Source organism: Mucilaginibacter sp. JRF (assembly GCF_015223065.1).
In the GTDB taxonomy this organism is placed as follows: domain Bacteria; phylum Bacteroidota; class Bacteroidia; order Sphingobacteriales; family Sphingobacteriaceae; genus Mucilaginibacter.
The window spans coordinates 371,737-395,773 of record NZ_JADFBY010000001.1 but is presented as its reverse complement, the minus strand read 5'-3'; the positions used below and the strand labels follow the sequence as shown (position 1 = coordinate 395,773).

The window sequence follows — 24,037 nt, the reverse complement described above, 5'->3', positions numbered from 1 at the left end:
TGTAACGCTGCGTGAAGATATTAATTTTTAAACAAATGCGATAATAATGTGAATAATTTACAATTTAGTCAACATAATATTAACTGTTTAATAAATAATCACCTTTAAACAAAGGATTGAAAAGACCTTAAAAAGTGAACGCTCCGATATTTCCCGGAGCGTTCGCTTTTGCTAAAGGATTTAATGATACCGATAAACATTATTCAGCATTGAAACCCCGTTATGCGTTTCAAATGAGCTGAGTACCTGGTTATCGGGTGTGCGGATGCCCCATTTACCCCACATTACGCCGCTGGAGTTGCGTACACCCCAGGCCGCGGTTGCGTTATCATCCAGCCATTGGCCGTAGGTGCTCTGCAAGTTTGCTGATGCTACATAGATACAGGCCCAGCGGGCAAATATTCCTTTAAAGCCCTGGGTGTCGCCGGTATCATATTCGTCGGGTAATATACCGGCAGCATTACACATATTGTTTTTGGTGTAATTCATGGTGTTATTGGCCATGGTAGTATAGTTCACCGCAGGGTATTCGTTACGGAGTACATCGCAAGCGCCTATAAATGTGCCCTGCGTGTAGGTGCGTGTGCCTTCGGTAATTACGTCGGCGGCATTTACAGCGCCTTTCACTTCGCCGGTTGATACGTAGAATTTGTTTACCATCCAGTCCATTATCATTTTGGCTTTGGTTTTATAGTCGGCATTGCCGGTGGCTTGATATATCTTCATGGCACATATTACTGCCGGGGCATTTACGCATACATTTTTCGACTGCTTGTCGGTTTTCCACCACAGGCCGCCGCCTAATTGGGTGTCCCAGGCACGGTTCCAAACAATGTCGAAGTTATTTTTAGCCATATCCAGCATACCACCATCGTTTGTTATGGCATACGCCCTGACGCACATCAGCGCGCCCCAAATAATATCGTCGTTAAATTCATTGTTTTCCCAGGTTACGCCGTAACCATCTCGCATGCCGTTGTACAGGTAATGTATCTTATCCTTAAAATCCTGACTTGGGTTGGCATCATAGGCATCGATAAACATCTCGATAGCTTCAGCCTGCATCCAAAAATCCATACGATTGGTGTGGTTCTGATCTTTCCAGAAATAAGCCTTGTATGATGGCCCGTAGGTGCCATACTGGTTATAAAAATTATTATTGAACACCTGCATAGCCACCAACGCTTCGTTTAAAGTGGGTAATGCCGCGGTGCGCTTCTTAACATCGGTTGACCTATCAGCAGCGGCAGCCAATGGCTCGCTCTTTTTACAGCTTACCGCCAGGCCGATCAATAATACTGATCCCGACAGTACACACATTAGCTTTAAGCGGGATAAAATGGTTTGTTTTTTCATTAGATAGTTTTAATTGGTATGATGAATTAATTGGTTTATAATAGAAAGGCCTTCTCCCGATCAAGAGAGAAGGCCTTGAATGATTATTGAATTTTTATTGACGACACCGCATCGTTCGCGTTAGGCGACAGACCTACAAAATTGGTATTGTTTGAAGTAAGCGTCCACGATTGGCCGGTGAAGTTATCGTTGGCGTACATGGTCACCGTCCAGCCGCTTGGTATTTTTATGGATGATGCCCAATCATTCTCAAACCCAAACTTTTGCAGCTGGCTCAGGGTATAATTTCCTTTCGGGATGATGCCTGTACCATAGCCCGCGTAGTTTACATCAGCAAAAAAGCGTACACCGGTACCCAAACTGGTATCGTACACTGTTGCCTTGCCGTATAAGTTGTTCGAGAAACTCGACAGATAGGTATGCACATCGTTATTTGGCAAATTATAAGTAAGGTAGATACCGTAATTATTGTTGACGGTTTGTGTAGCCAAACTGGCTGCCGTTGCCGAACTTGTTGCCTGAATATCAATAGCCGCCGGACCAAGATTAGCCGCGCTCAACCCCGGAACTGATGGCACGGAATAAGTACCATACATAGCATTCCAGCTGTAGTTTATTTTTGAACCTACAGTAACTCCGTTGTATGATAAGCGTGAAGCTGCGGGGCCGTAGTAGTAAAAAGATATGATCTTGTTAGGCAACAGCTGGCGCAGGGCAGTTACTAAATAAACGAACGAGCTGGCGTTGGGTTGCCCTGTTCCGTTAGCGCCGTAGTTGGCGTACTCGTCGTCAAAGTCAATACCATCTAAATTATAGGTATTAACCGCGTTAGCTAATTGCTGAGCAAAGGCCTGTGCCGCAGCCTGATTAGGGAAGTTGCAAATACCCGCTCCCTGGTGATTACCGAGGATAGATAGCAGCACCTTTATGCCTCTATCCTGCAAAGGCTGTATGTAGGTATTGCGGTTAGTGAGCACATTGCTAACCTGCTGGTTAAAATACAATTCGGCAGTTTGAGTGCTGGTATTGTAATTAATATTTGCCGCGAAGATGATGCCTATATCAAACAACTGCTCGCCGGTGGTTAATTTGTAATTGCCAACATTACGTATATCGGCATAGTTCACCTCTACATAACATACACTTTTGGGTCCGCTGGCACCCAATGCATCGGTACGTTTAGTGGTTGTAGTTTCAACTTTGTTTACTTCAGGATTGGTTTCTTTTTTACAGGCTGAAGATAAGAGCATGAGAATGCCTGTTGCCGCGAAAGCAGCATTTTTTAGTACTAAGTTTGTTTTCATAATTTGGTTTGTAGATTTATAATTGGTGTTAGTTAATACAGATAGCACAAAATTTATCCATAGGCAAATTGATTTAGCTGACAATACAAAACCATACCTCACCAATAATATGGCTGGTAAAAAACATAAAAAAGCACATCAATAGTTTAGGTGCGCAGCACCATCAGGAACAGGGAAAAGGTTTAGCAGTACTAAGAAAAAGCGAAATTTAATTAATTGGTTTACATCAAAGATATAAAAGTTAATTGAAAAGCAAATTTTTGAATTACAAACAGTTGTAAAAAAATAAAGGCCGCATCATCATAAATGATAATGCGGCCTTTAAAATGCTCTTAGGTATATCTACAACTCCCTCACCCAAATATTACGGTAGCTGATAGGTTCGCTTGGATCGCCGTGCGATTGGAGCTTTATTGGTGCAGAGCCGTGAGCCTTGTAAGCAGGCTTACCGATGTAAGGCGTATCGCCCTTTAATTCATAATTGTTTTGCACCAGCACACCATTGTGTATAGCCGTAACCCGCGCGGGCGATTTCAGGCTGCCATCATCATTAAAACGAGGGGCTGTCCATATAACATCGTAAGTTTGCCATTCGCCGGGCTTGCGGGCGGCATTAGCCAGTGGTATGGATTGTTTGTATATGCTGCCTACCTGTCCGTTCACGTAGGTTTTGTTCTCGTAATTATCTAACACCTGCAACTCATAACCACCTGCACCCCAGGGTAAAGCTGCCAAAAAGATACCGCTGTTGCCCCTGCCCTGCCCGGTGCCATGTATTACGGTAGGTATACGGTACTCAATATGCAGCTGATAGTCGGTAAACTTGCGTTTGGTGCACAGGTCGCCTTTGGTTTTATCAACCGTCATAGCGCCACCGGCCAGCTTCCATTTTTGGGTGGCGGTGCTATCCTTTTGCAGTATCCATTCGTCCAGATTCTTGCCATCAAACAAAACAATAGCGTCTGACGGGGCTGCACCTAACACCTTAGCCGGTGTGATCACCTTTGGTTCAGGCGACCATACCTCGGTATCTTCAGGCTTCGCGTTTTGGGCATTTACGGTTAACGAGCATAGGCTTATAGCGCCTATCATATAAAATATCTTCATCGTTTTGTACAATTATTTTTCAAGCGATTTTATCCATAAAGCGATCTTGCGGGCCTCCTCTTTAGGTACCTGTGGCATTGGCGGCATCGGGGTTGAATAATCAGGCCAATGCTCGGGCTTGGGTTCATGTATCAGCGCTATAATTTCTTCAACACTGTACTTACGTTTGGCTACATCAACATACGCCGGGCCTACCTGGCGGGTGTTGGCATTATGGCAGGCTAAACAGGTATTTTTGGTAAGCAAGGTTTTTACCTCGGCATAAGTAGGCGCTTTGCTTGTTGCAGGTGTTGCAACAGCCGGTTTTGCCGGGGTGCCTTTTACCGGCTTTTTAACCGTAGCTGCAACTTTCGCTGCTGCCGTATTTTTAGTGCTTACTGCTGCCATGCTTAATTTTTGCCCTTCGGGAATGTTGTTCAGGGTGTAATATCCTGTTGGGTGTACCAATGAGTATGAATCCTCGGCATCGCGTATACCATCAATGGTAATGGTGTGGATATAATAACGGCGAAGCTTGCTCACGATCAGCCTTGCTTTCAATCCATCATTAGATACCTTTACACCCAGTATAGGGCATTTTTGCTCGTTAACCGGCGGACTACCATACACGCTATGATATTTGTAGATATAACTTTCAACAGAGTATGAAGCGATATCCTCGGCCGTTTTCTTATCAACAGGTTTGGTAAATTCTATCTCAAACCCATCAGGCATGGCACGTACAGCACGCATTTCAAAAGGCACCTTGTTGTTCCATACCAGGCGTTGCAAACCCTCGGTAGCCTCGCCTGCCGAACCCCAGCCACGGTTGGTTTCGCCGGCAAATAAGGAACCATCCTTACCCCAGGCCAGCCTTACTACACCCGATTGAAAACCACTGCGAAAAGGCCATGCCATACCCTGATACTCACCATTCACTTTTTCCATAAACACACGGCTTACCATGCTCTGCCCCTGATCTCCCACTAATAGCTGCCCCTCAAACGGACCGAAAACGCCTTCGGGTATCTTCACAATTTCGGAGTTCGATATACCCAATATACCATGAGGCAGCCAAACCGCAGGCAATTGCAATTGCGGGAAGCTCGGCTTCATTTCAAACTCGGTGTTGAATTTTTCATTAACGATATTTTGCGGTTTAACAGGTTTACCTGCTTTGTCAAACTCCTCACGTAATTTGTTTTTGGCGAAGAATTGCTCTGAGGTAATATTTACCGGCGATCCGGGCAAACCAGCCCAAACCAAACTTGCCGGATGCCCCATGAATGAGCCTTTCTTAACCTGCATTATACTGCCCGATCCTACCCAATCGCCTTGGTTATCGGTATAAAACAGCTCATCATCTATCATGCTGATACCGCATGGCGAACGCATACCTGCCGCCCACGGCTCTACCCTGCCATCCTCAAAAATGTGCAGCGCCCAGCCACGCCAGGGTACCATGCTTTTAGGTATCCACCACGTTGGCGGGAAACCAAGGTTAAGCGTAACAAAGAACGATCCATCGGCAGCCAGTTTTGGGCCGAAGCTATACTCATGATAATTGCCGGATAATGGCCATGCGTAAACGGTTTGAAAGTCATCAGCCACGCCATCCATATCGGTATCGGTCATTTTAGTGAGTTCGCCGCGCTGTACACAGTATAGTGATCCGTTTTTGTAGGCCACGCCCAATACCTCATGCAAACCCGAAGCGAACTTGCGGAAGAATGGTCGCTGGCTTGATGGGTTCTCCACAATAAAAATATCGCCACGGCGGGTTGATACAGCCAAATTGCCATTAGGCATCAGGCAAAGCCCTCCAACTTCCAGTATATTACCTTCGGGAGCAGGCACACGCATTATCTTAAAATAATCATCCTCCTTTGGCGATTCGGCCTGGGCCAAACACGTGATCGGCATTAGCAGGCTTAACAAACTAAGCTTTATATATTTAATGATGCTATTCATTGTTCTTAATTAAAAAAGTATGGAATAGGTTACTTTTTTGCCCATAAGCACTATCAACTCCTTTTTACCCCCGCTATCGCGAATGATGGGTTTTGCGCTTTCATCATTCAGGTGCAGGTAATAGGCCTTATCGTTAACATAATACCAGCCCTTACCTATCTCGTCTATCTTGTCTGCCGCTAATAAGCGCAGGTACAATTTATCTTTAGGTTGGGCAATTTCAACGGTGCGTTCAATACCGTGGCCGCCATCAAGCACGGTGGTAGCGTCGGTTACCTGGGTACCATAAATGGCATATCTAAAGGTGGGTTGCTTATCCTTATCCAGTTTATAGCCGCCGGGTTTAAATCCGGTACCTGCGGTGTCGGTTCCCCATGCGGTTTGTGCGTTGTCCAGCATTTCAATAGCGGGCATGGCGCTGCCAAATTGCAGGGCATAACCCGTAGCGCGCGATGATCCGTCGCCACGCTCGTGCCACATCGGGGTGGCATCTAAAAAACCGCCGCGCCATAATTGTACCAGCATGCCGTTATCAGCATCGTAAGTATAATGTACCTGGGCGCTGCTGCCTATGTTGATGGCATGGGTAACGCGCTTGCCATCCTTCAGATCGATAAAACAACGCAGCAAAGAGTTTTTGCCCGTAACGTTGATGAGTATCGGGTCGATCATATCGTTCGATATCACGTTGGCATCGCTCAATAAAGCCTCACGTACGCCCGGCCCTGAAACTGATAGCGCCAGCGCGGGCTTAGCCCAATCCACTACCTTGGCATAATACAGATCGAACGGCGTTGTCCCTTCCTTTAAAGTGATCTTACCCGTACTGCGGTTATCCTTCAGCGGAACAGCAATGTTTCCACCCACCCGCATAACACCGCTGCCGCCGGGTACACTCAGGTTAAAGGTGTATTCGCCGGGGTTGGTCACTTTAATTTCGCCTGTATAGTGTATCAAAAAATCGTTTTGCAGCGCGCTAACGTTTGATGACAGCAATACCGATGTGCCTTTAGCTTCAGGCTTAGCGGTTTTGTAATCAGGCTCGCCATCAAACTTACCCGTATAAACAGCGTATGCCAGATTCAGCAACTCCGGCCGTGGTTTATCAAAAATGGTATAGCTAATGTTACGGAAAGCTACCGACCCATGATCGCCCTGCAAGCGCAATGGCCCCGAAGCGGTTTCCTGCTGACTAAGCGCGCCACGTGTTGGGCCTGATAGTTCAACATCCTCCTGTATTTTGATGCCATTCAACTCAACCAATAATATACGTGCATTAGCTGTTTTTTTGCCGGATGCATCAAACTTTGGTGCCTGGAAAGATATTTTGATATGCTGCCACACGCCCGGTGCACGGGTTACATTTTGCCGTGGGGCATGGCCATCATAGCCTTGCTGCCCTTCGGGTTTGGTATCATCCCAACGCTCGTAAATGCCGCCATTATCGCCCGCACGGGCATCGGTTACGCCCCAGCTATCCAGTAACTGTATCTCATACAAACCTTGCAGATAGATACCTGAGTTTGAGCCCCGGGCCATCATGTAATCCATCTCGAGGTCAATGTCGCCATGTTGCAGATTGAATAAAAGATCTTGACCGCGTTTTTTATCGTCGGAGATATTGACCAGCACTCCCGATCCTTTTACCGTCTTCACGTTATTAGGTTTATCGGGTTCCATAAAAACATCGCCTGCAATTTGCCAGCTTTTAGCGGGTTTAAAGGCCGACAGATCAGTTAACGGAAGCTTATTAAGCTGCCCGTCTGTTTGTGCCTTTACTGTGAAAGTGCTACATAAGCATATAGCCATGTGTACACCACATATAATGCGTTTACTTTTATTCATTCGGTTTATAATGTTTTTGCGCTGAAGGCCTTTTGCAATCGATTGCTTAATAAATGCTGAGCAATCCGCATATCATAAAAGTGATCTTATTTATTTAAAACCCCTTGTATAATTTTAACCTTTATTTGTATTATATTAACCACATATAGTTAATATATGTCACAACCAGCAAAACACTGCGGGCAATTAAGTGTTACAATTTCTCAGCTATATAAAATACCTATTTAATGGTATTTACGTTTTGATAACAAATACATATATTTGAACTAACATCTACTCAATTTTTTAGAAAAAGCAATGGTCAAACTATTTATTGGCGGGCACCCGCTAAATATGGACGAACTGCAACTGGTGCAGCTTGTGAGCCCTTATGGGCAGGTAGCCACTATTAAAATGGTGCGCGACAGACAAACCAGAAAATCAAAAGGATATTCATTTTTAGAGATAACAGATACTGAAGGTGCCGAGCGTATAATGGAAGCCCTGCAAGGAACCCCCTATGGCGATAAGGAGCTAAAGATAAATATTGTACCGCCCGAAGACGCGTCGGCACCGGCACGCAGACCACAACGCCCGGGTGGCGGTGGTTTCCGTACACCCACTTACGCTAAGGTTGAACGTCATGGTTCGCCATCGTACGGTAACAATGATGGCAATCGCCCACGTCGCCCGCGTAAGCAGTTTTAATACTGATCACATAAAATATATAGATAGCCGTACCAAAAGTGCGGCTATTTTAGTATTCAACCTCTACATTAAAGCCTAAGCCGCCAACCCCTACCCGCTCCCAGTGCGCCTGGCTGGTTTCGCGCCAGATGAATGGCCCGCTTAAAAAGCTTGATGAGAACATGATGCCGCCCCGTGCCGATTGTATCCACTCCAGGCTTACCAAAAAATCATCCTCCACATAAATATTATACGGTTCAAGGTTTATACTGATCTGCTCGTCGTCACGATGTACGGTCACAAAAATATTCTGATGCTGCAAAATTTGATCGGGCAGGCCATTTTTGATGCTGTAAAAGTTCAGTCGTAGCTTAACAGAATCAACAGGGCCTGATGATATGGATGCATTGAACCTTTTAAGGTATGTAGGCGAACGCTTTATTTTGATGATGCGCCCTAACTCGTGCCCCAACCTGCTGCTTGAAAATCCTGAATTTGATGATTTGGATTTGGTGGTATTACCCAATATGGCCTTTTTCCACTTTTTAGGTTTAACCGTAACCTCTTTTAGTTTGATGTTATCCGGCTCCAAACGTACTACCTTACCGCCGGATACAAACACCGCTGATAGCATTAACTGTGGCTTATAGCCTATCATTGATACTTTAACGGTATCGTTGGTACTACCTTTAAGGTCAATTTTATATTGGCCTTTATCGTTAGTAACGGTGCCTGTAGCCTTACCCATAATGCCAACGTTAACGTATGGCAATGGCTGTCCATTTTGGGCATCGGTTACTGTACCTTCAACCACCTGCCCGTATAATATATTACCTGTAAATAACGCGGCAAACAGGGCAAGGATGATCTTCATCGGTATAATTAATATTGGTTAGTGCAGCCCTTTGCGTTTCAACAAGCCGCCGGTGGTATCCTCAATACTTTGTTGTACGATGAATGCCTTGGGGTCAACCTCTAAAATCACCTGTTTTATGGATGGCACTTCGAGGCGGGTAGCCACAGTGAAAACAATATCGCGGGTATCGTTGATCTCACCATCCTTACCGTAGCCGCTTTTGCCCTGGTAAATGGTAACACCACGGCCAAGCTGGTTGGTGATGATGCGGCGTATCAGTTCGCTTTTGGTTGATATTACGGTGATGCCTGTGTATTGTTCCAAACCGTTGAGTATCACATCTATCATTTTGGATGCCGCCAGGTAAGTGAGGATGGAATATAAAGCCGATTCAACACCTAAAAACTTAGCCGCGGTAATGAAGATGATCACATTGAAGATCAAAATAACGTCGTTAACCTTTACTACCTGCGCTTTTTTACTTACCAGCAGAGCGGCAATCTCGGTACCATCAAGCACCGCACCTCCCCTGATAGCCAGGGCGATACCTATACCGATAAATAAACCGCCGAATACCGCGGTCAATAACTTGTCCGACGTAACATCGGGCACGTTAATAAACGCCAGCGCTAAGGATAACCCGGCAATAGCGGCCGTACTTTTTACAGCGAAAAGTGTACCCAGCTTATTATAACCCAACCAAAGGAAAGGCACATTAATAACAAATATGAGTATGGCGATAGGGATATCAAAAATATTTGAGAGCAGCATAGAAATACCGGTTACCCCGCCATCAATAAAGTGGCTTGATAACAAAAATCCTTTTAGTCCGAAAGTTGCAGAAATAATACCCAGAATAATAAGAATGGTATTGTTGATAATGGTCCTTTTAGAGAAGGTAGACATTTTCTTCATTCCCAAATATAACTTTTTTGAGCCTAAAAGCCATTCTTAAATTTTGTTACCTTTGTATTAAACTATTTACTAAGTATTTATGAAAACATTGTTTTTACTTGCAGCCAGCTTATTCATTAGTATAGCAAGCTTTGCGCAAGACGAAATTACCCCGGCCGCTCCGGGTGTAACCTATGGCGATAAAATCAACGCTGCCAATGCCATTCAACTTACTGAATTGAATACCAAACTGGCAAAAGACTCTGTTTATCAGGGTAAAATAACCGGCAAAGTGGTTGAGGTTTGTAAAAAGAAAGGCTGTTTCATGACCCTTACCCAGCCAAGCGGATCGCCTATTATGGTGCGCTTTACCGACTACGCCTTTTTTATGCCGCAAAACATAGTTGGCAAAACTGTAGTGGTTGGCGGTACTGCCAAAGTAAAAACCATACCGGTTGAACGCTTACAGCACTTTGCTGCTGACGCGGGTAAAAGCAAAGAGGAAATCGCTAAAATAACCCAACCGAAAAAGGACATCCAGATAATGGCCGATGGTGTGTTGGTGATGGATTAAGCATCAGCATACATAATTAAATAAAAATGCCCGGTACTTATTGTGCCGGGCATTTTTTGTTTAGCGAAGAACGAACTGCGCTGTATTTCGGCTTTGCTGTTCAAGCAACACCTCCTTACCGGCAACGTACGGCTCAATTGAACTGTTCTTGTAGTGCCTTAAGGTAAGCAGGCTAAGCCCATCGTTATATTTTACTTTGAACTCTTGTTTCAGATCATTTACCAGTCCCTCAAATCGCTCGGTATTCAGATCGATACAAACCGAAAAGCTGAGGGCTGAGGTTTGCAACACATTAGTTTTTACGTGATGTTTGGCGAATATGGCAAATATGCCACTCAGGTGATCTTCGGTTATAAACGAATAATCCTTTGTGGAGATAGATACCAATACCTGATCCTTCTTTAAAATGATAACCGGTTTGGTAAATACTGGCACTACACCCTCTTTTATCACCGTACCCGGAGCATCAGGCTGATTGAATGACTTTACCAGCAGGGGTATATCCGCGTTTTGTAGCGGCTTGATTGTTTTGGGGTGGATAACCGTGGCACCATAATACGTCATCTCGATGGCCTCGTTATAGCTGAGCTCATCAAACTTCACTGTATCAGCAAACAGCTTAGGGTCGGCATTCAGAATGCCGGGTACATCTTTCCAGGTGGTAACCGATTCGGCCTTTAGGCACGATGCGAAGATGGATGCGGTATAGTCCGACCCTTCACGGCCCAGCGTGGTTGTAAAATTTTCGGATGTGCCGCCTAAAAAGCCCTGGGTAACTACAATGCCTTTTTGCAATAATGGTGGTATACCCTGCTCTATGGCTTCGCATGTACGCGGCCAATCAACAATACCCTCGCGGTAGGTATTATCGGTATGTACGTAACTGCGTACATCAACCCACTTGCTGGTTAAGCCGGCATCGGCTAAATAAGCGTTAACAATACGGGTTGATACCAGTTCGCCGATGGATACTATCTGATCGTAAATAAAATCAAAGTCGTCATGCGGTTCGTCCTCTATCGTCCAGTCTATCTCAACAAAGGTATTTTGTATATCATCAAACACCGGGTGCTCGGCATCAAACAACTCCGACATGATGTTGAAGTGATAGGCCTTGATAGCCTCGTAAACATCGTGCATATCATCACGCTGCTCCACGTAGGCACGGGTAAGATCCTCAAGCGCGTTGGTGGTTTTACCCATTGCCGATACCACAACAAGCAGTTGCTGCGCTTCATATTGTTTAACTATGCGGCCAAGGTTTTTAATACCCTCAGCATCCTTTACCGAAGCGCCTCCGAATTTAAATACAAGCATTTATTATTTAGCGTATTGTGTTATTACGGTATTAGGCCGTAACAGTGGTTTAATTTGCTCAAACGGCACAAGCAATTCCGTTTGCCCGGCGGCATAAGGTTTTATCTCGTACTGGTTGTACAAAAACTTTAAGCCTAACGGCGATACCATAAAATTTTTGTTCAGCGCAAATTTATCATTCTCAAAAAAGTAATTGTTAGCTAATGAAGCCTTGTCGCTTAAATTTTCGTTCTTTCTGAATATTTTTTCGGCAATGGCATTAAGCTTAGCGCTGTAGCCATCAATCAGCAGATCATCCAGCGTCAGATCCTTATTGGTATGCGTATCCCAGTTAATATAAGCCGTTGTACTGGCACCATGCGCCCCACCCTGAAAGGTATAACCAGCAACCTCAATAGCCACCAGGTTCGAGTCCTGATGCACTACGCTGGCATGGCTATCCATCTCAAAGTACATTTTGGTATCAGGGTTTTCCTTTTTAAAGGTTTCGTAATCTCCTAAAAAACGTTTGGCATAGGCGTTAAGGCTACTATCTGTTTTACCATCGTAAGCAAACAGCACCAATAACTTATGCTGAACACTATCATTTAACTTAGGTTGCCCGGCAAATTCAGGATACTTTACATTAAAGTGCGTGCAGGTACTATCGGGTTTCTGTCCGCAATCTGCCGCGTGCTGGTTTATGGTTTTGTACTCATAATGCAGCGTGTCCCTAAATATGGCATCTTTTTGTTCAACATGTTTATCGCCCCACTGGCACGATGCAAGCGTGGTTAGCATGGCTGCAATTACGGTAAGGTAGTGTAATGTTCTCATGCTGATAATAACCCTAAAAGTTGAGCAATTGTTCTTTACTTAACGATGCATTTAACCAGCCGGCCTCAATAGCGGCGTTATATTTATTATAAAAATTAATGGCAGGTTCGTTCCAGTCAAGCACCTGCCAGCTCATGCCGTTAAAGCCAAGCTCCTGCGCCTCCTGTACAATACGATCGAACAATATTTTGCCCAAACCACGGCCACGCATGGTTTCGGTAACATAAAAATCTTCCAGATACAGGCGGCAACCCTTCCATGTAGAAAAACGAACATAGTACAAAGCAAAGCCTACTATCAGCCCGTCAATCTCGGCAACAAAGGCCTTCCATACCGGTTTGGCACCAAAGCCGGCCTCCTCCAGTTCATCAAGGGTTATGGTAACCTCCTGCGGGGCGCGCTCGTACAGGGCTAACTCGTTAACCAACTCTAAAATACGGCGGCAATCAGCCTTAATGGCTACTCGTAAATGCAAGTTCATGGCGGCTTAGTTGTTTTTCCAGTGTTTAATTACGCGGTTACCAAAAACGGTGCTGCCCAGGCGTACCAGGTTACTGCCCTGCTCAATGGCTATCTTATAGTCTGACGACATACCCATTGACAGTACATTAAAGCTCTCCTCCTTACGGAAATAAGTTAGCTTGATACCATCAAACAAAGTATGCAATTCATAAAACTCCTCCTTTATCTGCTTCTCGCTATCGGTATTGGTGGCAATACCCATCAATCCGCGTATGCGGATATTCTTTAGTTCAGCCAATTCAGGCGCGCGCAGCAGCTCTATCAGCTCATCATATTGCAGGCCGAACTTGGTTTCTTCATCGGCGATGTATACCTGCAACAGGCAATCAATCACACGGTCGTTCTTCAGGGCGTGTTTGTTTATCTCCTGTAAAAGTTTCAAACTATCAACCGCCTCTATCATGCTGATGAACGACGCAATGTACTTTACCTTGTTGGTTTGCAGGTGGCCAATGAGGTGCCACTCAATATCTTTTGGCAATTGCTCATACTTTTCTACAAGCTCCTGCACGTTGTTCTCGCCAAACAAACGCTGCCCGGCATCGTAGGCCTCCATAATATCCTCAACAGGTTTTGTTTTTGATACGGCCAGCAACGCAACATTTATGGCATCTGTTTCGTTTTTTAAAGCGCGTATGTTATCTGCAATGCTCATTTTTATACGTAATTTTGCTCAATTAAGCCGCTAAATTAAATAATGCGTAAATATATAATCCTGTTTTTTTCAGCTTTGGCTGTTTTATGTTCTTGTGGTGATAATACACCCGATGGTATTTTAGATGAAAAACAGATGGCCGATGTACTCACCGATGTACACGTGGCCAATGGCACTTTGTTTATGATACCCAGCATGCCCGACAGTTTATATAAATACGGCTTAGGCAAATATTTGCTGGTATTTAAACAACATAATACCGATTCGGCACAGTTTACCCGCAGCTATAAATACTATACCAGGGATATTCAACAGTTGGTGGCAATTTATGATGTGGTTAGCAAAAACCTGCAAAAACGGTCAGATTCGCTGAACAAGGTCTATCTGAAAATGCAGCAGAAACCTAATAAGCCAAAACCGCAAAACCCTAAGCCACCGCAAAGTAGCGATACGGCTAAACTAAAGCCTAATAAGGCGGTGAAAGACACGGTTAAAAAGGCAAAACAAAAAGACCTTAAACCGACAAAAACTATCAGCAACCCTGCAAAACCGCAGCACGACAAGCTGATAAAAGATACAGTAAAAAGGATAAAGAGGAATGCTATACCCAAATAACAGTGCTGATAAACTCGGATTTAACGAGATTAAGGAACTGATAAAAGCTCATTGCCTGAGCACCATGGGCCGCCAAATGGTGGACAAGATACAGGTGATGAACAACTACGATAACATCAAGAAATTTTTGAGCCAGGCCGCTGAATTCAAAAATATACTTACCAATGATGCCGCCCTGCCTATTCAGCATTTTTTTGATATAAAAACGCTGGCCAATAAGGCACGTATTGAGGGCGCTTTTTTAAGCGAGGAGGAATTTTACCAGGTACAGGCATCACTATCAACCGTATTCGCGGTTATCGCTTATTTTAACGAGCGCGAAGGCCAATACCCTAACCTGGAGGCTTTATTTGAGCACTTGCCTATCGAGAAATCGATATTGAAAAAGATAGGCCAGGTAATTGATGAAAAGGGCAAGATAAGACCCAACGCATCGCGCGAGTTGATGGATATCACCAGCTCGATAGCCAAGGCCGAGCAGGAAGCCCGCCGTAAAATAGACCAGATATTTAAAAGCGCGGCAGCCAACAATTGGACGGCAGATGGATCGCTCACCATACGCGACGGACGCTTGTGTATACCTTTATTAGCCGAGAACAAGCGTAAGCTGAAAGGATTTGTGCATGATGAATCGGCATCGGGCCAAACGGTTTTTATGGAGCCCGAGGAGGTTTTTACCCTTAACAACCGCGTGCGCGACCTTGAATTTGAACGCCGCCGCGAGATCGTGAAGATACTTACGCAACTAACAGACGAGCTACGCCCTTATGTGCCCCTGCTGCTATCATACCACGGCTTGCTAACCAAGCTCGACTTTGTGCGAGCTAAGGCGTTGTTCGCCATTGATATTGATGGCTCACTGCCCGAAGTAACCAATGATGCTACAATAAACCTGGTTAACGCCCGCCACCCCCTGCTATACCTCAGCTTTAAAAAGGAACAGCGTACCGTGGTGCCGTTAAATGTTAATATTGATGAATCGGCAAGGGTGATCGTGGTATCAGGGCCTAACGCGGGTGGTAAATCGGTATGTATGAAAACCGTTGGTTTACTGCTGATGATGGTACAGGCCGGTTTGCTTATCCCTGCTGATGATACCAGCCGCATGGGGGTATTTAAACAGTTGTTTGTTGATATTGGTGATGATCAGTCTATCGAAAGTGATTTGAGTACTTACAGTGCCCACCTCTCAAAAATGAAATACTTTGCCGAGAATGCGAATGGCAAAACCATGATACTGATTGATGAATTTGGTACTGGTACTGACCCACAATTTGGCGGCCCTATTGCCGAGGCGGTACTTGAATCGCTCAACCAAAAAAAGGTAAAGGGTATGGTTACCACCCACTACTCCAACCTTAAAATATTTGCCAGCAATACCGAGGGATTGGAAAATGCCTCGATGTTGTTCAATAACGTGGAGATGAAACCGCTTTACATATTGGAAGTGGGTAAACCCGGCAGCTCCTACGCTTTTGAGATAGCGCAAAAAATTGGCTTGCCATCGCATGTGCTTAACCTGGCCAAAAACAAAATAAGCGCCGGGCAAAAAAAGGTAGATACTTTGTTGGTTGATCTGGAGCGTGAAAAGAAAGAGATTTACGATACCCGTATAAAGCTGAACAGCCAGCAACAAAAGGTGAATACCCTGCTGGCCGAAAATGCCAAGCTGAAAGAGTATCTGGAAGAAAATAAAAAGAACCTGATACGCGAGGCTAAGCAACAGGCACAAAGCATTATACTAAATGCCAACAAACTGGTTGAAAACACCATTGCCGAAATAAAAAGCAACAACGCCGACAAGGAAAAAACCAAGGCCCTACGCGATAACCTGACCGTTGAACTTAAAAAGAACACGGTTAAAACCGAACAACCCAAACCCGCCGCCAATACCGAGGAAATTCAAAAAGGCGACTGGGTAAAACTTACCGACTCCGAAACTACCGGACAGGTAATGGAAATTAATAAGGATAATGTGGTAATTGCCATTGGCGATCTGCGTACCGTGGCCAAGCGTAAACGGGTGCAAAAGGTATCAAGCTCATCTGTACCGAAGGAGATCAGACGCAGATCAGCCTCAAGCGTGGGCGATTATTCGAGCTTTAGTCCGGAGATTGATGTGCGTGGTATGCGTGGTGAAGAAGCCCTGTACACCATTGAAAAAATGCTTGACCGTGCGTTGATGATGAGCGTTAACAGCATCAAAATACTTCACGGCAAAGGCGATGGCATTTTGCGGAAATTAATACGTGATTATCTCAAAAAATACGATCAGGTTGACCGCATGGAAGACGAGCACGCCGACCGTGGCGGCGATGGTATTACGTATGTATATTTAAGATAGATAGTCTTATAAAAACACCAAAGCCCCGCTAAATAAGCAGGACTTTGGTGTTTTAAACGATATTTTTTCAACCTCGTCATTTTTCACATCTAAACATGTCATTTCGAGCGATAGCGAGAAATCTATCTGCGTTCATAAAAAAGCGGACAGATTTCTCCTCGTACCTCGTTCGAAATGACAAAAGTTTAGGTTACTTTAAATCATCTTGTATAAGTATACGTACCTGCTGATACATTATATGTTTTGTAATCTTTACCGGCGGTATCAGGTACGTTCACTTCGGCGGTGGTACCCTTGGGTACGGTTACCTTTAGGGTGAGTTTGCCGTTCTCTATCTTCCAATCGCTGCTGATGGTGCCGTTAACGCTGTTAAAGCTGGCCTTTGCCCAGGTAAGCTTGCCGCCAATAATGGGTTTAATAACTATCTTTTTATAACCCGGCGCCGCCGATTGTATACCGGTGATATTTTTGTACATCCAATCGCCAATGGCGCCGTAGGCATAGTGGTTAAAGCTGTTCATCACAATGGTTTGGAAGGTACCATCAGGTTTAATACCATCCCAACGCTCCCAAATAGTGGTCGCGCCCATCTTAACCGGGTATAGCCAGCTCGGGAAGGTATCCTGCAACAGCAGCGTGTAAGCCAGGTCTGGGTAGCCATTATCGCTCAGCACATGACACAGGTATGGTGTACCCAAAAAGCCTGTAGTTAAGTGATTATTGTACTGTTTAACATTTTCGGCCAGGTAGGCAGCCGCTTTTTTGCGTGGTTCGCCCTCGGGCAACATGTCAAATTGCAGAGCCAAAACATAGGCTGTTTGTGTGTTTGACAGCACCCTGCCGCTACCGGTAACATACTCCTTGTTAAAGGCATCCTTTATGCGTTTTAACAAAGCTTCGTAACGGGTAGCATCCTCGGTTTTACCTAATACGTTGGCGGCGTTTATTAACAATTGGGTTGAGTAGGCAAAAAAGCATTGCGCTATCTGGTACTTATCGGTTACAGCCTCGGTGCCATCATCATTACCGGGGCGGTAGCTCAGCCAATCGCCAAAGTGCGAACCGTAACGGTACAGATCATCCTTGTTGATGTGGCCTTCCATGTAGCCTACCCATTTCTTCATGCTCTCGTATTGGTCAACAAGCACCTGCTTGTCGCCATATATCTCATACATTTCCCATGGAATGATGGTCGATACATCACCCCATCCGGCCGAACCAAAATCGCCGCCGCCCAATACATGAGGCACTACGTAAGGTATGGCTCCATCCTCACGCTGATCCGCGGCGACATCTTTCAGCCATTTGCTAAAAAAGTTCTTCACGTTATAATTATAAGCCGCAGTGCTGAAAAACACCTGCGCATCGCCCGTCCAGCCCAGGCGCTCATCGCGCTGCGGGCAATCAGTAGGTACATCAACAAAGTTACCGCGCTGCCCCCAGGTAATATTGTGCTGCAACTGGTTAAGCATCGGGTTTGAGCACTCAAAGGTACCGGTCGGCTTCATGTCCGAATACACGGCAACCGCTGTAAAGTTCTCCGGTGTTATCTCTCCGGGGTAGCCCTCTATCTTAATAAACCTAAAGCCGTAAAAAGTAAAATGCGGCTCAAAGGTTTCGCCCACGGCATCGCCGCTTAGGGTGTAGCTGGCAGTGGCTTTAGCGGCACGCAGGTTGGCGGTGTAAAAGTTACCTTCCTTATCCAGCACCTCCGCATGTTGTATGGTGATACGGTCGCCGGCTTTACCTTTGGCTTTAACCACAACCCAACCTACCAAATTTTGCCCAAAATCGATCACCTTTTCACCTTTTGGCGTGGTGATCACCTTTAGGGCCTTAAAGGTTTCGTGTTTCTTTACCGGCTCATTTTCTGTAGGTATCAGGTTCTTATTATCAAACGTTGCTACGGTTACCGGTTTCCATGCGGCATCGTTAAATGTGGCATTGTCCCACCCCTTTTGTGTTAGGGTGTGGTCAACCGCCTCTCCATCATATATTTCATTACCCTGAATTTCGCCATTGGCGGTTTTCCAGTTGTTGTTGGTAGTTATGTTTTCCTTAGTGCCATCGGTATAAACAACCTGTAGCTCGGCTAATAAACCCAGCTTTTTACCCCAACGATCCTTATTATCACCCCAGGCTAAACTGCTTCGGCTCCAGCCATTACCTACGGCCACACCTATAGCGTTTTTGCCTTTGGTAATAAGCTCCTTAACATCATACCGCTGATATTGCAGGCGTTTGTAATAGCTTGTCCAACCGGGAGTAAGATAGCTATCGCCAACACGTTTGCCATTAATATGCGCCTCGTACAAACCATGCGAGGTGATCAACAGCGTAGCTGATTTTACCTTTTTCTTAAGATCAAAAGTAGTACGGTAATACTGCGCGGGCCGGTTAGGGGCTTCATCCGTTGAGGTTTCGATCCAACTGGCCGTCCAGTTTACCGGTGCTTGCTGTGCATATAATGCCTGTTGCGAGCCAAGCATTATCAAAAATGCCGCTAAGGTTTTCTTCATTGGTTATTGCGATAGTTTATAGCCTACTAATTTATACGATCTGAAAGAGCAACTATCACGAACTGTCTGAGGAAATAGATTTATCATCGTAAGATAGTTGTTCGGGCAATGGTTTTATCCGCTTGCCTGAACATCAATCTTAATGAATTTTTCGCAGATACTACGAATTTGGCGCAAAAAAGCACTTTTACGTCGATATTACTTACCCTGCCTGCTCTCGGTTAACCACACACGATAGGCATGGTCGCCACGGTTACCGAGGGCGAAGAATGGTATGGCTGTGAACTGCGTTTTGTTATCAGCCCCCCAGGCTTCAATTACATTTACGCCGCCAAGCAATTGCGGTTTGTTAACTTCTTGTAACAGGATTTCTTTTGTTATGCTGATATTTTTAACATCGGCATTATCATTACCCTCTAACCCATAAACCAGCGGACCGGCGGCAATAGCCAGTTTGTTCTCCAATGTTTTTACTTGCTGGTTAGGCTCAACCAAACGTGGTTCAACAGGCAGGTTAAGTTCAATACGGTCGCCCTTTTTCCATTGACGCTTTATTACCGCGTAGCCTTTGTCTATGTTCAAAGGCTCATCTTTACCATTTACCTTTAATGTTACCTTACCCTTTGTGGCTGAGGTATACAGCCCGTACGGATTTTCGTTACCCTGAGCCCAGCCCGGTACGCGTATCCGCACAGCAAAATTTTGTGCCGATGCAGGGTCAACCGTTAACTCTACCCGGCCTTTCCACGGATATGCTGTGGTTTGTTTTATACTGATATTTTTATTATTCAGTTTGAGTTTGGCTCTGCTGCCAATGAACAGGTTTACATAAACATCCTTATCATCCTGCGCGTAAATAAAGCCGGGCAATGCACCTGCCATCTTCAACAACATAGGCGGGCAACAAGGGCAGCTGTGCCATACCCAGCGAGGGTGTTTATCGGCCACCAGCGGATTTTCGTAATGGTAATGCGTACCATCAAGCGATAAGCCCGACAGGATATTATTGTATAGCGCACGCTCAAACAGATCCATATATTTACCATCGGCCTGTAACTCATTCATACGCTGACTAAAGAATGCCCCGCCAATGGAAGCACAGGTTTCCAGATAGGCAGATTCGGGCAGAAAATAATCATCGCCAAACTTCTCATCATTGGCTATAGCACCCTGCCCGCCTGTGATGAACGTGCGTTTGCCGGCCATGTTATCCCAATAACGGTTAGCTACGCTGATGTAGCGGGCATCATTAGTATGCTCGGCCATGGCCACAATGGCTGTACCCAGCAGGGTTGCCCGCACGGCGTGGCCCTCAATAGTTTGCTGATCAAACACCGGTTTATCATCCTGATTGTAGGCACCAAATGTTTCGCGCTTTCTGGAGCCATCGGCATCGGCAAACACTCCACGTTTTTCAACCCAGTATTTAGCCAAAGCGAAGTAGTCATCAGCCTTTACCGGGGCGCTGACCTGCTTTTGCAGCGCAGGGTTATTTTTAAACAGCAGATACATTTTAAAGAAAGCTTCCTCCGGCCCGGCATGGCCCGGTATTACATTCATCTTTGGGGCATCGCCCATAACCTTACTCATGTAATTGGCCATTTTAACCGCAACGGTTAGCAGCTTGGTTTTGCCTGTGGCCTGATAATAATGAACACCGGCCTCAACCAGCATACCGGCGTTATACATATCGTGTTGCCAGCGGTCGTCACCTCCATTGGTGCCCCAGCGTTGATTCGGGCGGTTAAGGGTAGTGTAAGTATTGATATAGCCCTCCTTATCGGCGGCCTGCGCGGCGGCTATGCGGTCAATATAACCATCCATTTTTTGCTCCAGCTTTTTATCAGGATAAGCCACCAGCAGATCGGCAGCGCCACGTATGGTTTCATAAACCAGGCCATCATACCACGGCGGGCCATCACTTGTGCCGATGTTGGTTTTGCCCTGTGCCACACGGTCAAAGTTCAGAAAAGCATCACGGGTACGGCCTGTTTCCTTTTTTTCCTTAATGATATCCTCACGGTCTGGTTCATATTTACCTTCCAGCTTATCGAAAACATCATACGCGGTAACCGTATGCCAAACCTTTAACTTGGGCGACCAAAAGGCATCGTTCACCTGCACATCGCGCAGGTTAAGGGGTTTGATAATGTATGTTTTTTGTGCCGATGCAGATACGGCCATAGTGCCTGCTATTAGCAGCGAAATATATCTTTTCATAATGGTTTATTTTTCGAACCGTAGGATGGTGTATGATCCTGCCGGGAGTTCATAATTGATGATATTGCCCGGCATATTGCTACGGGTGGTTTTAGCACTTATTCGTTCGGCTCTATAGGCGTATTCACATCGCTTAGCTTACCACTCATTTGTGTGATGGTAGCCTCAGCCTTTCGCCCATCGAAACCGCTTAGCTGCAAACTTGCCGCGATCGGTTTTTCGGCAGGATTTACAATATGTATCACCAATTGCCGGCCATCCTCGCTGCGTGTGGCGGTAACATCAATATCGCCATCGGTACCCGCCTTTACAAGCAGAGGTTGGTGGTTAGCCGATGCCATTTGCTGCGAATAAAAAGGCGGCATTCCCCAAACCTGTAAGGGTGTAAAAAATATCTGACCCTGATCCCACCCGTTATCATTTTGACCGAAAGGTTGTAACGCGTTTGCCGGGCACGAGGTAAGCACAAACTCACCATGACGGCGCACCGCGTTCAGCGTAGTGGCATGCCCCAACGCGCGGCCAACATCGTGCCTGCCGCCGTTTTCCTCAAAAATAGCGCATTTCATTTTGGTTTGCGGGTCCCACTGCTTAAATAGTTGCTGCATGCGGGTAAGGGTGCTATCTACTTTTGAGCCTGAGCGTGGTGCATCGGCGTCGGTATGCAGATCCCAGTAATCGGCCTTGCCGTTAACACCCTTAAACACCCGCTCCATATTTGGCGACTCCGGCCGCCACCATGCCGATTGAATGAACTTTATACTTGCATCCTTAGCATGCATGGCATCATAAAGCAGGTTAAAACGCTCTACGTAATGATCGTACTCCGATGCCACATCGCCATTAAATATTACTTCCTCATTGCCTATCTCAAAGTATTTAACCTTGTATGGCGCCGGATGCCCGTTTTGCGCACGGCGCTTGCCCCATTCGGTATTGGCATCGCCTTTCAGGTACTCCACCAGATCGGCGGCATCCTGTGGTGTTTCCTCAATATTGATGGCGAATGCGGCCTCAAAGCCTGCCGCCTCGCAAAATTGCAGGAAATCCTCAATACCGAAACCATTGGTTGAGTATGGGTACCAATGCCCCGTATAAGGTGGCCGCTTATCGCGCGGACCTATCATCTTTCTCCAGCGATAACCCGCTGCGTTGACCATAGTACCGCCATAGCGTAAAAAGTTAAGCCCCTGCTGCTGCATCTTTGTGCCTATATCAGCACGCAGCGGCAGGGGCTTAAATTGTTCATCGGCACAAATTAAAGTAGCCTGATCTATCCATAATTTGCCTTTGTTGTTTATGGAGATAACAAAACGGGCTTTAGCATCGGTATGATCAGGTTTAAGGTTAAATTCATATCGACTCCAATCAGCAGTAATGCCTTTTAACTGGGTGGTAGCGTAAGTAGTTTTACCGTCTGCGCTCTGCAAACTAAGAGTTACATTACCTTGCAAACCACTACCTTTTAAGTAAACGCTACCTTGATAATTTAGATTGCTACGCAAGCCTATCCCCCACCTGTTAAGCCCTTTGTTGGCTACACCGATAATACCATTGCCGCCATTGTGCACCAGCACTTGCGCCTGTTTACCATTATAAGCATCGGCAACATCTAATTGGTAAGTGCCGTTGCGGGTTGTGTTCACGGCATCCCAAACACTACTTACCTGCAACAATGGCGCGGAGTTAAATTTCTCGCTAACCATTTTGCCATTCTGCGTGATAGAGAATTGGCCGAATGTAACATCAGATCCAAAAGTCCGCAAAGCTATCTTTCCCGCTTTTAATGGTGAATTGCTATCAGCCAATACCGCGACTGGTTCGGTAAAATCGTTCACATATATATTGAATGCACCTGTTTTGGCTACTACTTTCAGCTTAATCCAATCGCTGGGATTTATGTTAATCTTTACTTCCTTTAATGGCGTCCAGTTATTGGCGTGCTTACCTAAAACCAGCATTTGCCTTTGCGGATCAACGCTTACCTCGTAGCCGTCAAAACTATCGGCACCGGTGCGGGCGTTGTTTACATTGAGCAGCAAACCGGCATTGGTACGCTCCCGGCCAAATTTCAGGGATATTTGAGCGCTGTATTCGGCAGGCAATGCTTTGTTCAACACCAATTTATAACCCGGTCCGGCTTTTACGCTTACCTGCCCCGCCTTTGCCGACCATATACCGCCTAAAGTTGTAAAGCCGGTAATAACCGGGCTGGCAGGTGGCTCCTCAAAGCTTTCGCCGTAAATACGCTGACCATATAAACCGCCATAAATTTCGTGGTTAACATCCTCAATACAGGCACCATACAGTCCCGCCGGAATACGGTTAAGTACCGTTAATGCGTCAACCATAATTTTTGCTTGCTGCCCAACCGCCAACATGGGCAACAGCAATGCACCGGCAATACAGGTAAAACGGTTTAAAGTAAATATTTTTAAAGGCATAGATAGTGTTAAAATATTTTTATAATTGTTAAC

The 24,037-nt window shown here is 45.5% G+C and carries 18 protein-coding genes; 4 read left to right on the top strand and 14 right to left on the bottom strand.

Annotated elements, in window-relative coordinates; genetic code table 11:
• Nucleotides 1-180: 180 nt before the first annotated feature.
• From IM792_RS01615 to IM792_RS01595, 5 genes are all read right to left on the bottom strand, one after another.
• The gene (locus tag IM792_RS01615; RefSeq protein ID WP_228084883.1) at nt 181-1,356 is read right to left on the bottom strand and encodes a glycoside hydrolase family 76 protein; all 1,176 of its coding nucleotides are present in this window, start codon (nt 1,354-1,356) and stop codon (nt 181-183) included.
• An 83-nt stretch (nt 1,357-1,439) separates the two neighbouring features.
• Entirely contained in the window at nt 1,440-2,660 is a 1,221-nt protein-coding gene (locus IM792_RS01610) for an endo-beta-N-acetylglucosaminidase H (RefSeq protein WP_228084882.1), read from the bottom strand.
• A gap of 342 nt (nt 2,661-3,002) precedes the next feature.
• Nucleotides 3,003-3,767 carry a DUF1080 domain-containing protein gene (locus IM792_RS01605; RefSeq protein ID WP_194099928.1) on the bottom strand — a complete coding sequence of 255 codons (765 nt, stop codon included), beginning with the start codon at nt 3,765-3,767 and terminating at the stop codon, nt 3,003-3,005.
• 12 nt (nt 3,768-3,779) lie between these two features.
• The gene (locus IM792_RS01600; protein ID WP_194099927.1) at nt 3,780-5,717 is read right to left on the bottom strand and encodes a c-type cytochrome; all 1,938 of its coding nucleotides are present in this window, start codon (nt 5,715-5,717) and stop codon (nt 3,780-3,782) included.
• A gap of 9 nt (nt 5,718-5,726) precedes the next feature.
• Nucleotides 5,727-7,562: a DUF1080 domain-containing protein gene (locus tag IM792_RS01595; RefSeq protein ID WP_228084881.1), complete on the bottom strand. Its 1,836-nt coding sequence runs from the start codon at nt 7,560-7,562 to the stop codon at nt 5,727-5,729.
• A 297-nt stretch (nt 7,563-7,859) separates the two neighbouring features.
• Here IM792_RS01595 and IM792_RS01590 point away from each other — a divergent pair, with 297 nt between their 5' ends.
• Nucleotides 7,860-8,249, top strand: coding sequence for an RNA-binding protein (locus IM792_RS01590; protein ID WP_194099926.1), 390 nt, complete (start codon nt 7,860-7,862; stop codon nt 8,247-8,249).
• Nucleotides 8,250-8,298: 49 nt separating this feature from the next.
• On the opposite strand, the gene IM792_RS01585 is transcribed toward IM792_RS01590, so the two are convergent.
• Entirely contained in the window at nt 8,299-9,102 is an 804-nt protein-coding gene (locus IM792_RS01585) for a carboxypeptidase-like regulatory domain-containing protein (protein WP_194099925.1), read from the bottom strand.
• Between the two features lie 18 nt (nt 9,103-9,120).
• Entirely contained in the window at nt 9,121-9,999 is an 879-nt protein-coding gene (locus tag IM792_RS01580; protein ID WP_228084880.1) for a YitT family protein, read from the bottom strand.
• 79 nt (nt 10,000-10,078) lie between these two features.
• On the opposite strand from IM792_RS01580, the gene IM792_RS01575 reads away from it, so the two are divergent.
• Nucleotides 10,079-10,552, top strand: coding sequence for a DUF4920 domain-containing protein (locus tag IM792_RS01575; protein WP_194099924.1), 474 nt, complete (start codon nt 10,079-10,081; stop codon nt 10,550-10,552).
• Nucleotides 10,553-10,612: 60 nt separating this feature from the next.
• Here the strand turns inward: IM792_RS01575 and IM792_RS01570 are convergent, their stop codons facing one another.
• The 4 genes from IM792_RS01570 to IM792_RS01555 are packed head-to-tail and all read right to left on the bottom strand — an operon-like array spanning nt 10,613 to nt 13,862.
• On the bottom strand, nt 10,613-11,869 hold the full coding sequence (locus IM792_RS01570; RefSeq protein WP_194099923.1) for an aspartate kinase: 1,257 nt from the start codon (nt 11,867-11,869) through the stop codon (nt 10,613-10,615).
• 3 nt (nt 11,870-11,872) lie between these two features.
• Nucleotides 11,873-12,685 carry a DUF3298 and DUF4163 domain-containing protein gene (locus tag IM792_RS01565; RefSeq protein WP_194099922.1) on the bottom strand — a complete coding sequence of 271 codons (813 nt, stop codon included), beginning with the start codon at nt 12,683-12,685 and terminating at the stop codon, nt 11,873-11,875.
• 13 nt (nt 12,686-12,698) lie between these two features.
• Nucleotides 12,699-13,166: a GNAT family N-acetyltransferase gene (locus IM792_RS01560; protein ID WP_194099921.1), complete on the bottom strand. Its 468-nt coding sequence runs from the start codon at nt 13,164-13,166 to the stop codon at nt 12,699-12,701.
• Between the two features lie 6 nt (nt 13,167-13,172).
• Nucleotides 13,173-13,862, bottom strand: coding sequence for a YggS family pyridoxal phosphate-dependent enzyme (locus IM792_RS01555; protein WP_194099920.1), 690 nt, complete (start codon nt 13,860-13,862; stop codon nt 13,173-13,175).
• 42 nt (nt 13,863-13,904) lie between these two features.
• Here IM792_RS01555 and IM792_RS01550 point away from each other — a divergent pair, with 42 nt between their 5' ends.
• The gene (locus IM792_RS01550; RefSeq protein ID WP_194099919.1) at nt 13,905-14,477 is read left to right on the top strand and encodes a DUF4296 domain-containing protein; all 573 of its coding nucleotides are present in this window, start codon (nt 13,905-13,907) and stop codon (nt 14,475-14,477) included.
• On the top strand, nt 14,461-16,821 hold the full coding sequence (locus tag IM792_RS01545) for an endonuclease MutS2 (protein ID WP_194099918.1): 2,361 nt from the start codon (nt 14,461-14,463) through the stop codon (nt 16,819-16,821). Before IM792_RS01550 ends, IM792_RS01545 begins: the two co-directional genes overlap by 17 nt.
• Nucleotides 16,822-17,021: 200 nt before the next feature.
• On the opposite strand, the gene IM792_RS01540 is transcribed toward IM792_RS01545, so the two are convergent.
• The 3 genes from IM792_RS01540 to IM792_RS01530 all read right to left on the bottom strand — a co-directional run bounded on the left by IM792_RS01540 (nt 17,022) and on the right by IM792_RS01530 (nt 24,004).
• Entirely contained in the window at nt 17,022-19,340 is a 2,319-nt protein-coding gene (locus IM792_RS01540; protein ID WP_194099917.1) for a glycoside hydrolase family 78 protein, read from the bottom strand.
• A 198-nt stretch (nt 19,341-19,538) separates the two neighbouring features.
• Nucleotides 19,539-21,560 (bottom strand): beta-L-arabinofuranosidase domain-containing protein, encoded by a 2,022-nt coding sequence (locus IM792_RS01535; RefSeq protein WP_194099916.1) that lies wholly within the window; start codon nt 21,558-21,560, stop codon nt 19,539-19,541.
• Nucleotides 21,561-21,658: 98 nt separating this feature from the next.
• On the bottom strand, nt 21,659-24,004 hold the full coding sequence (locus tag IM792_RS01530; RefSeq protein WP_194099915.1) for an alpha-L-arabinofuranosidase C-terminal domain-containing protein: 2,346 nt from the start codon (nt 24,002-24,004) through the stop codon (nt 21,659-21,661).
• Between the last annotated feature and the right edge of the window lie 33 nt (nt 24,005-24,037).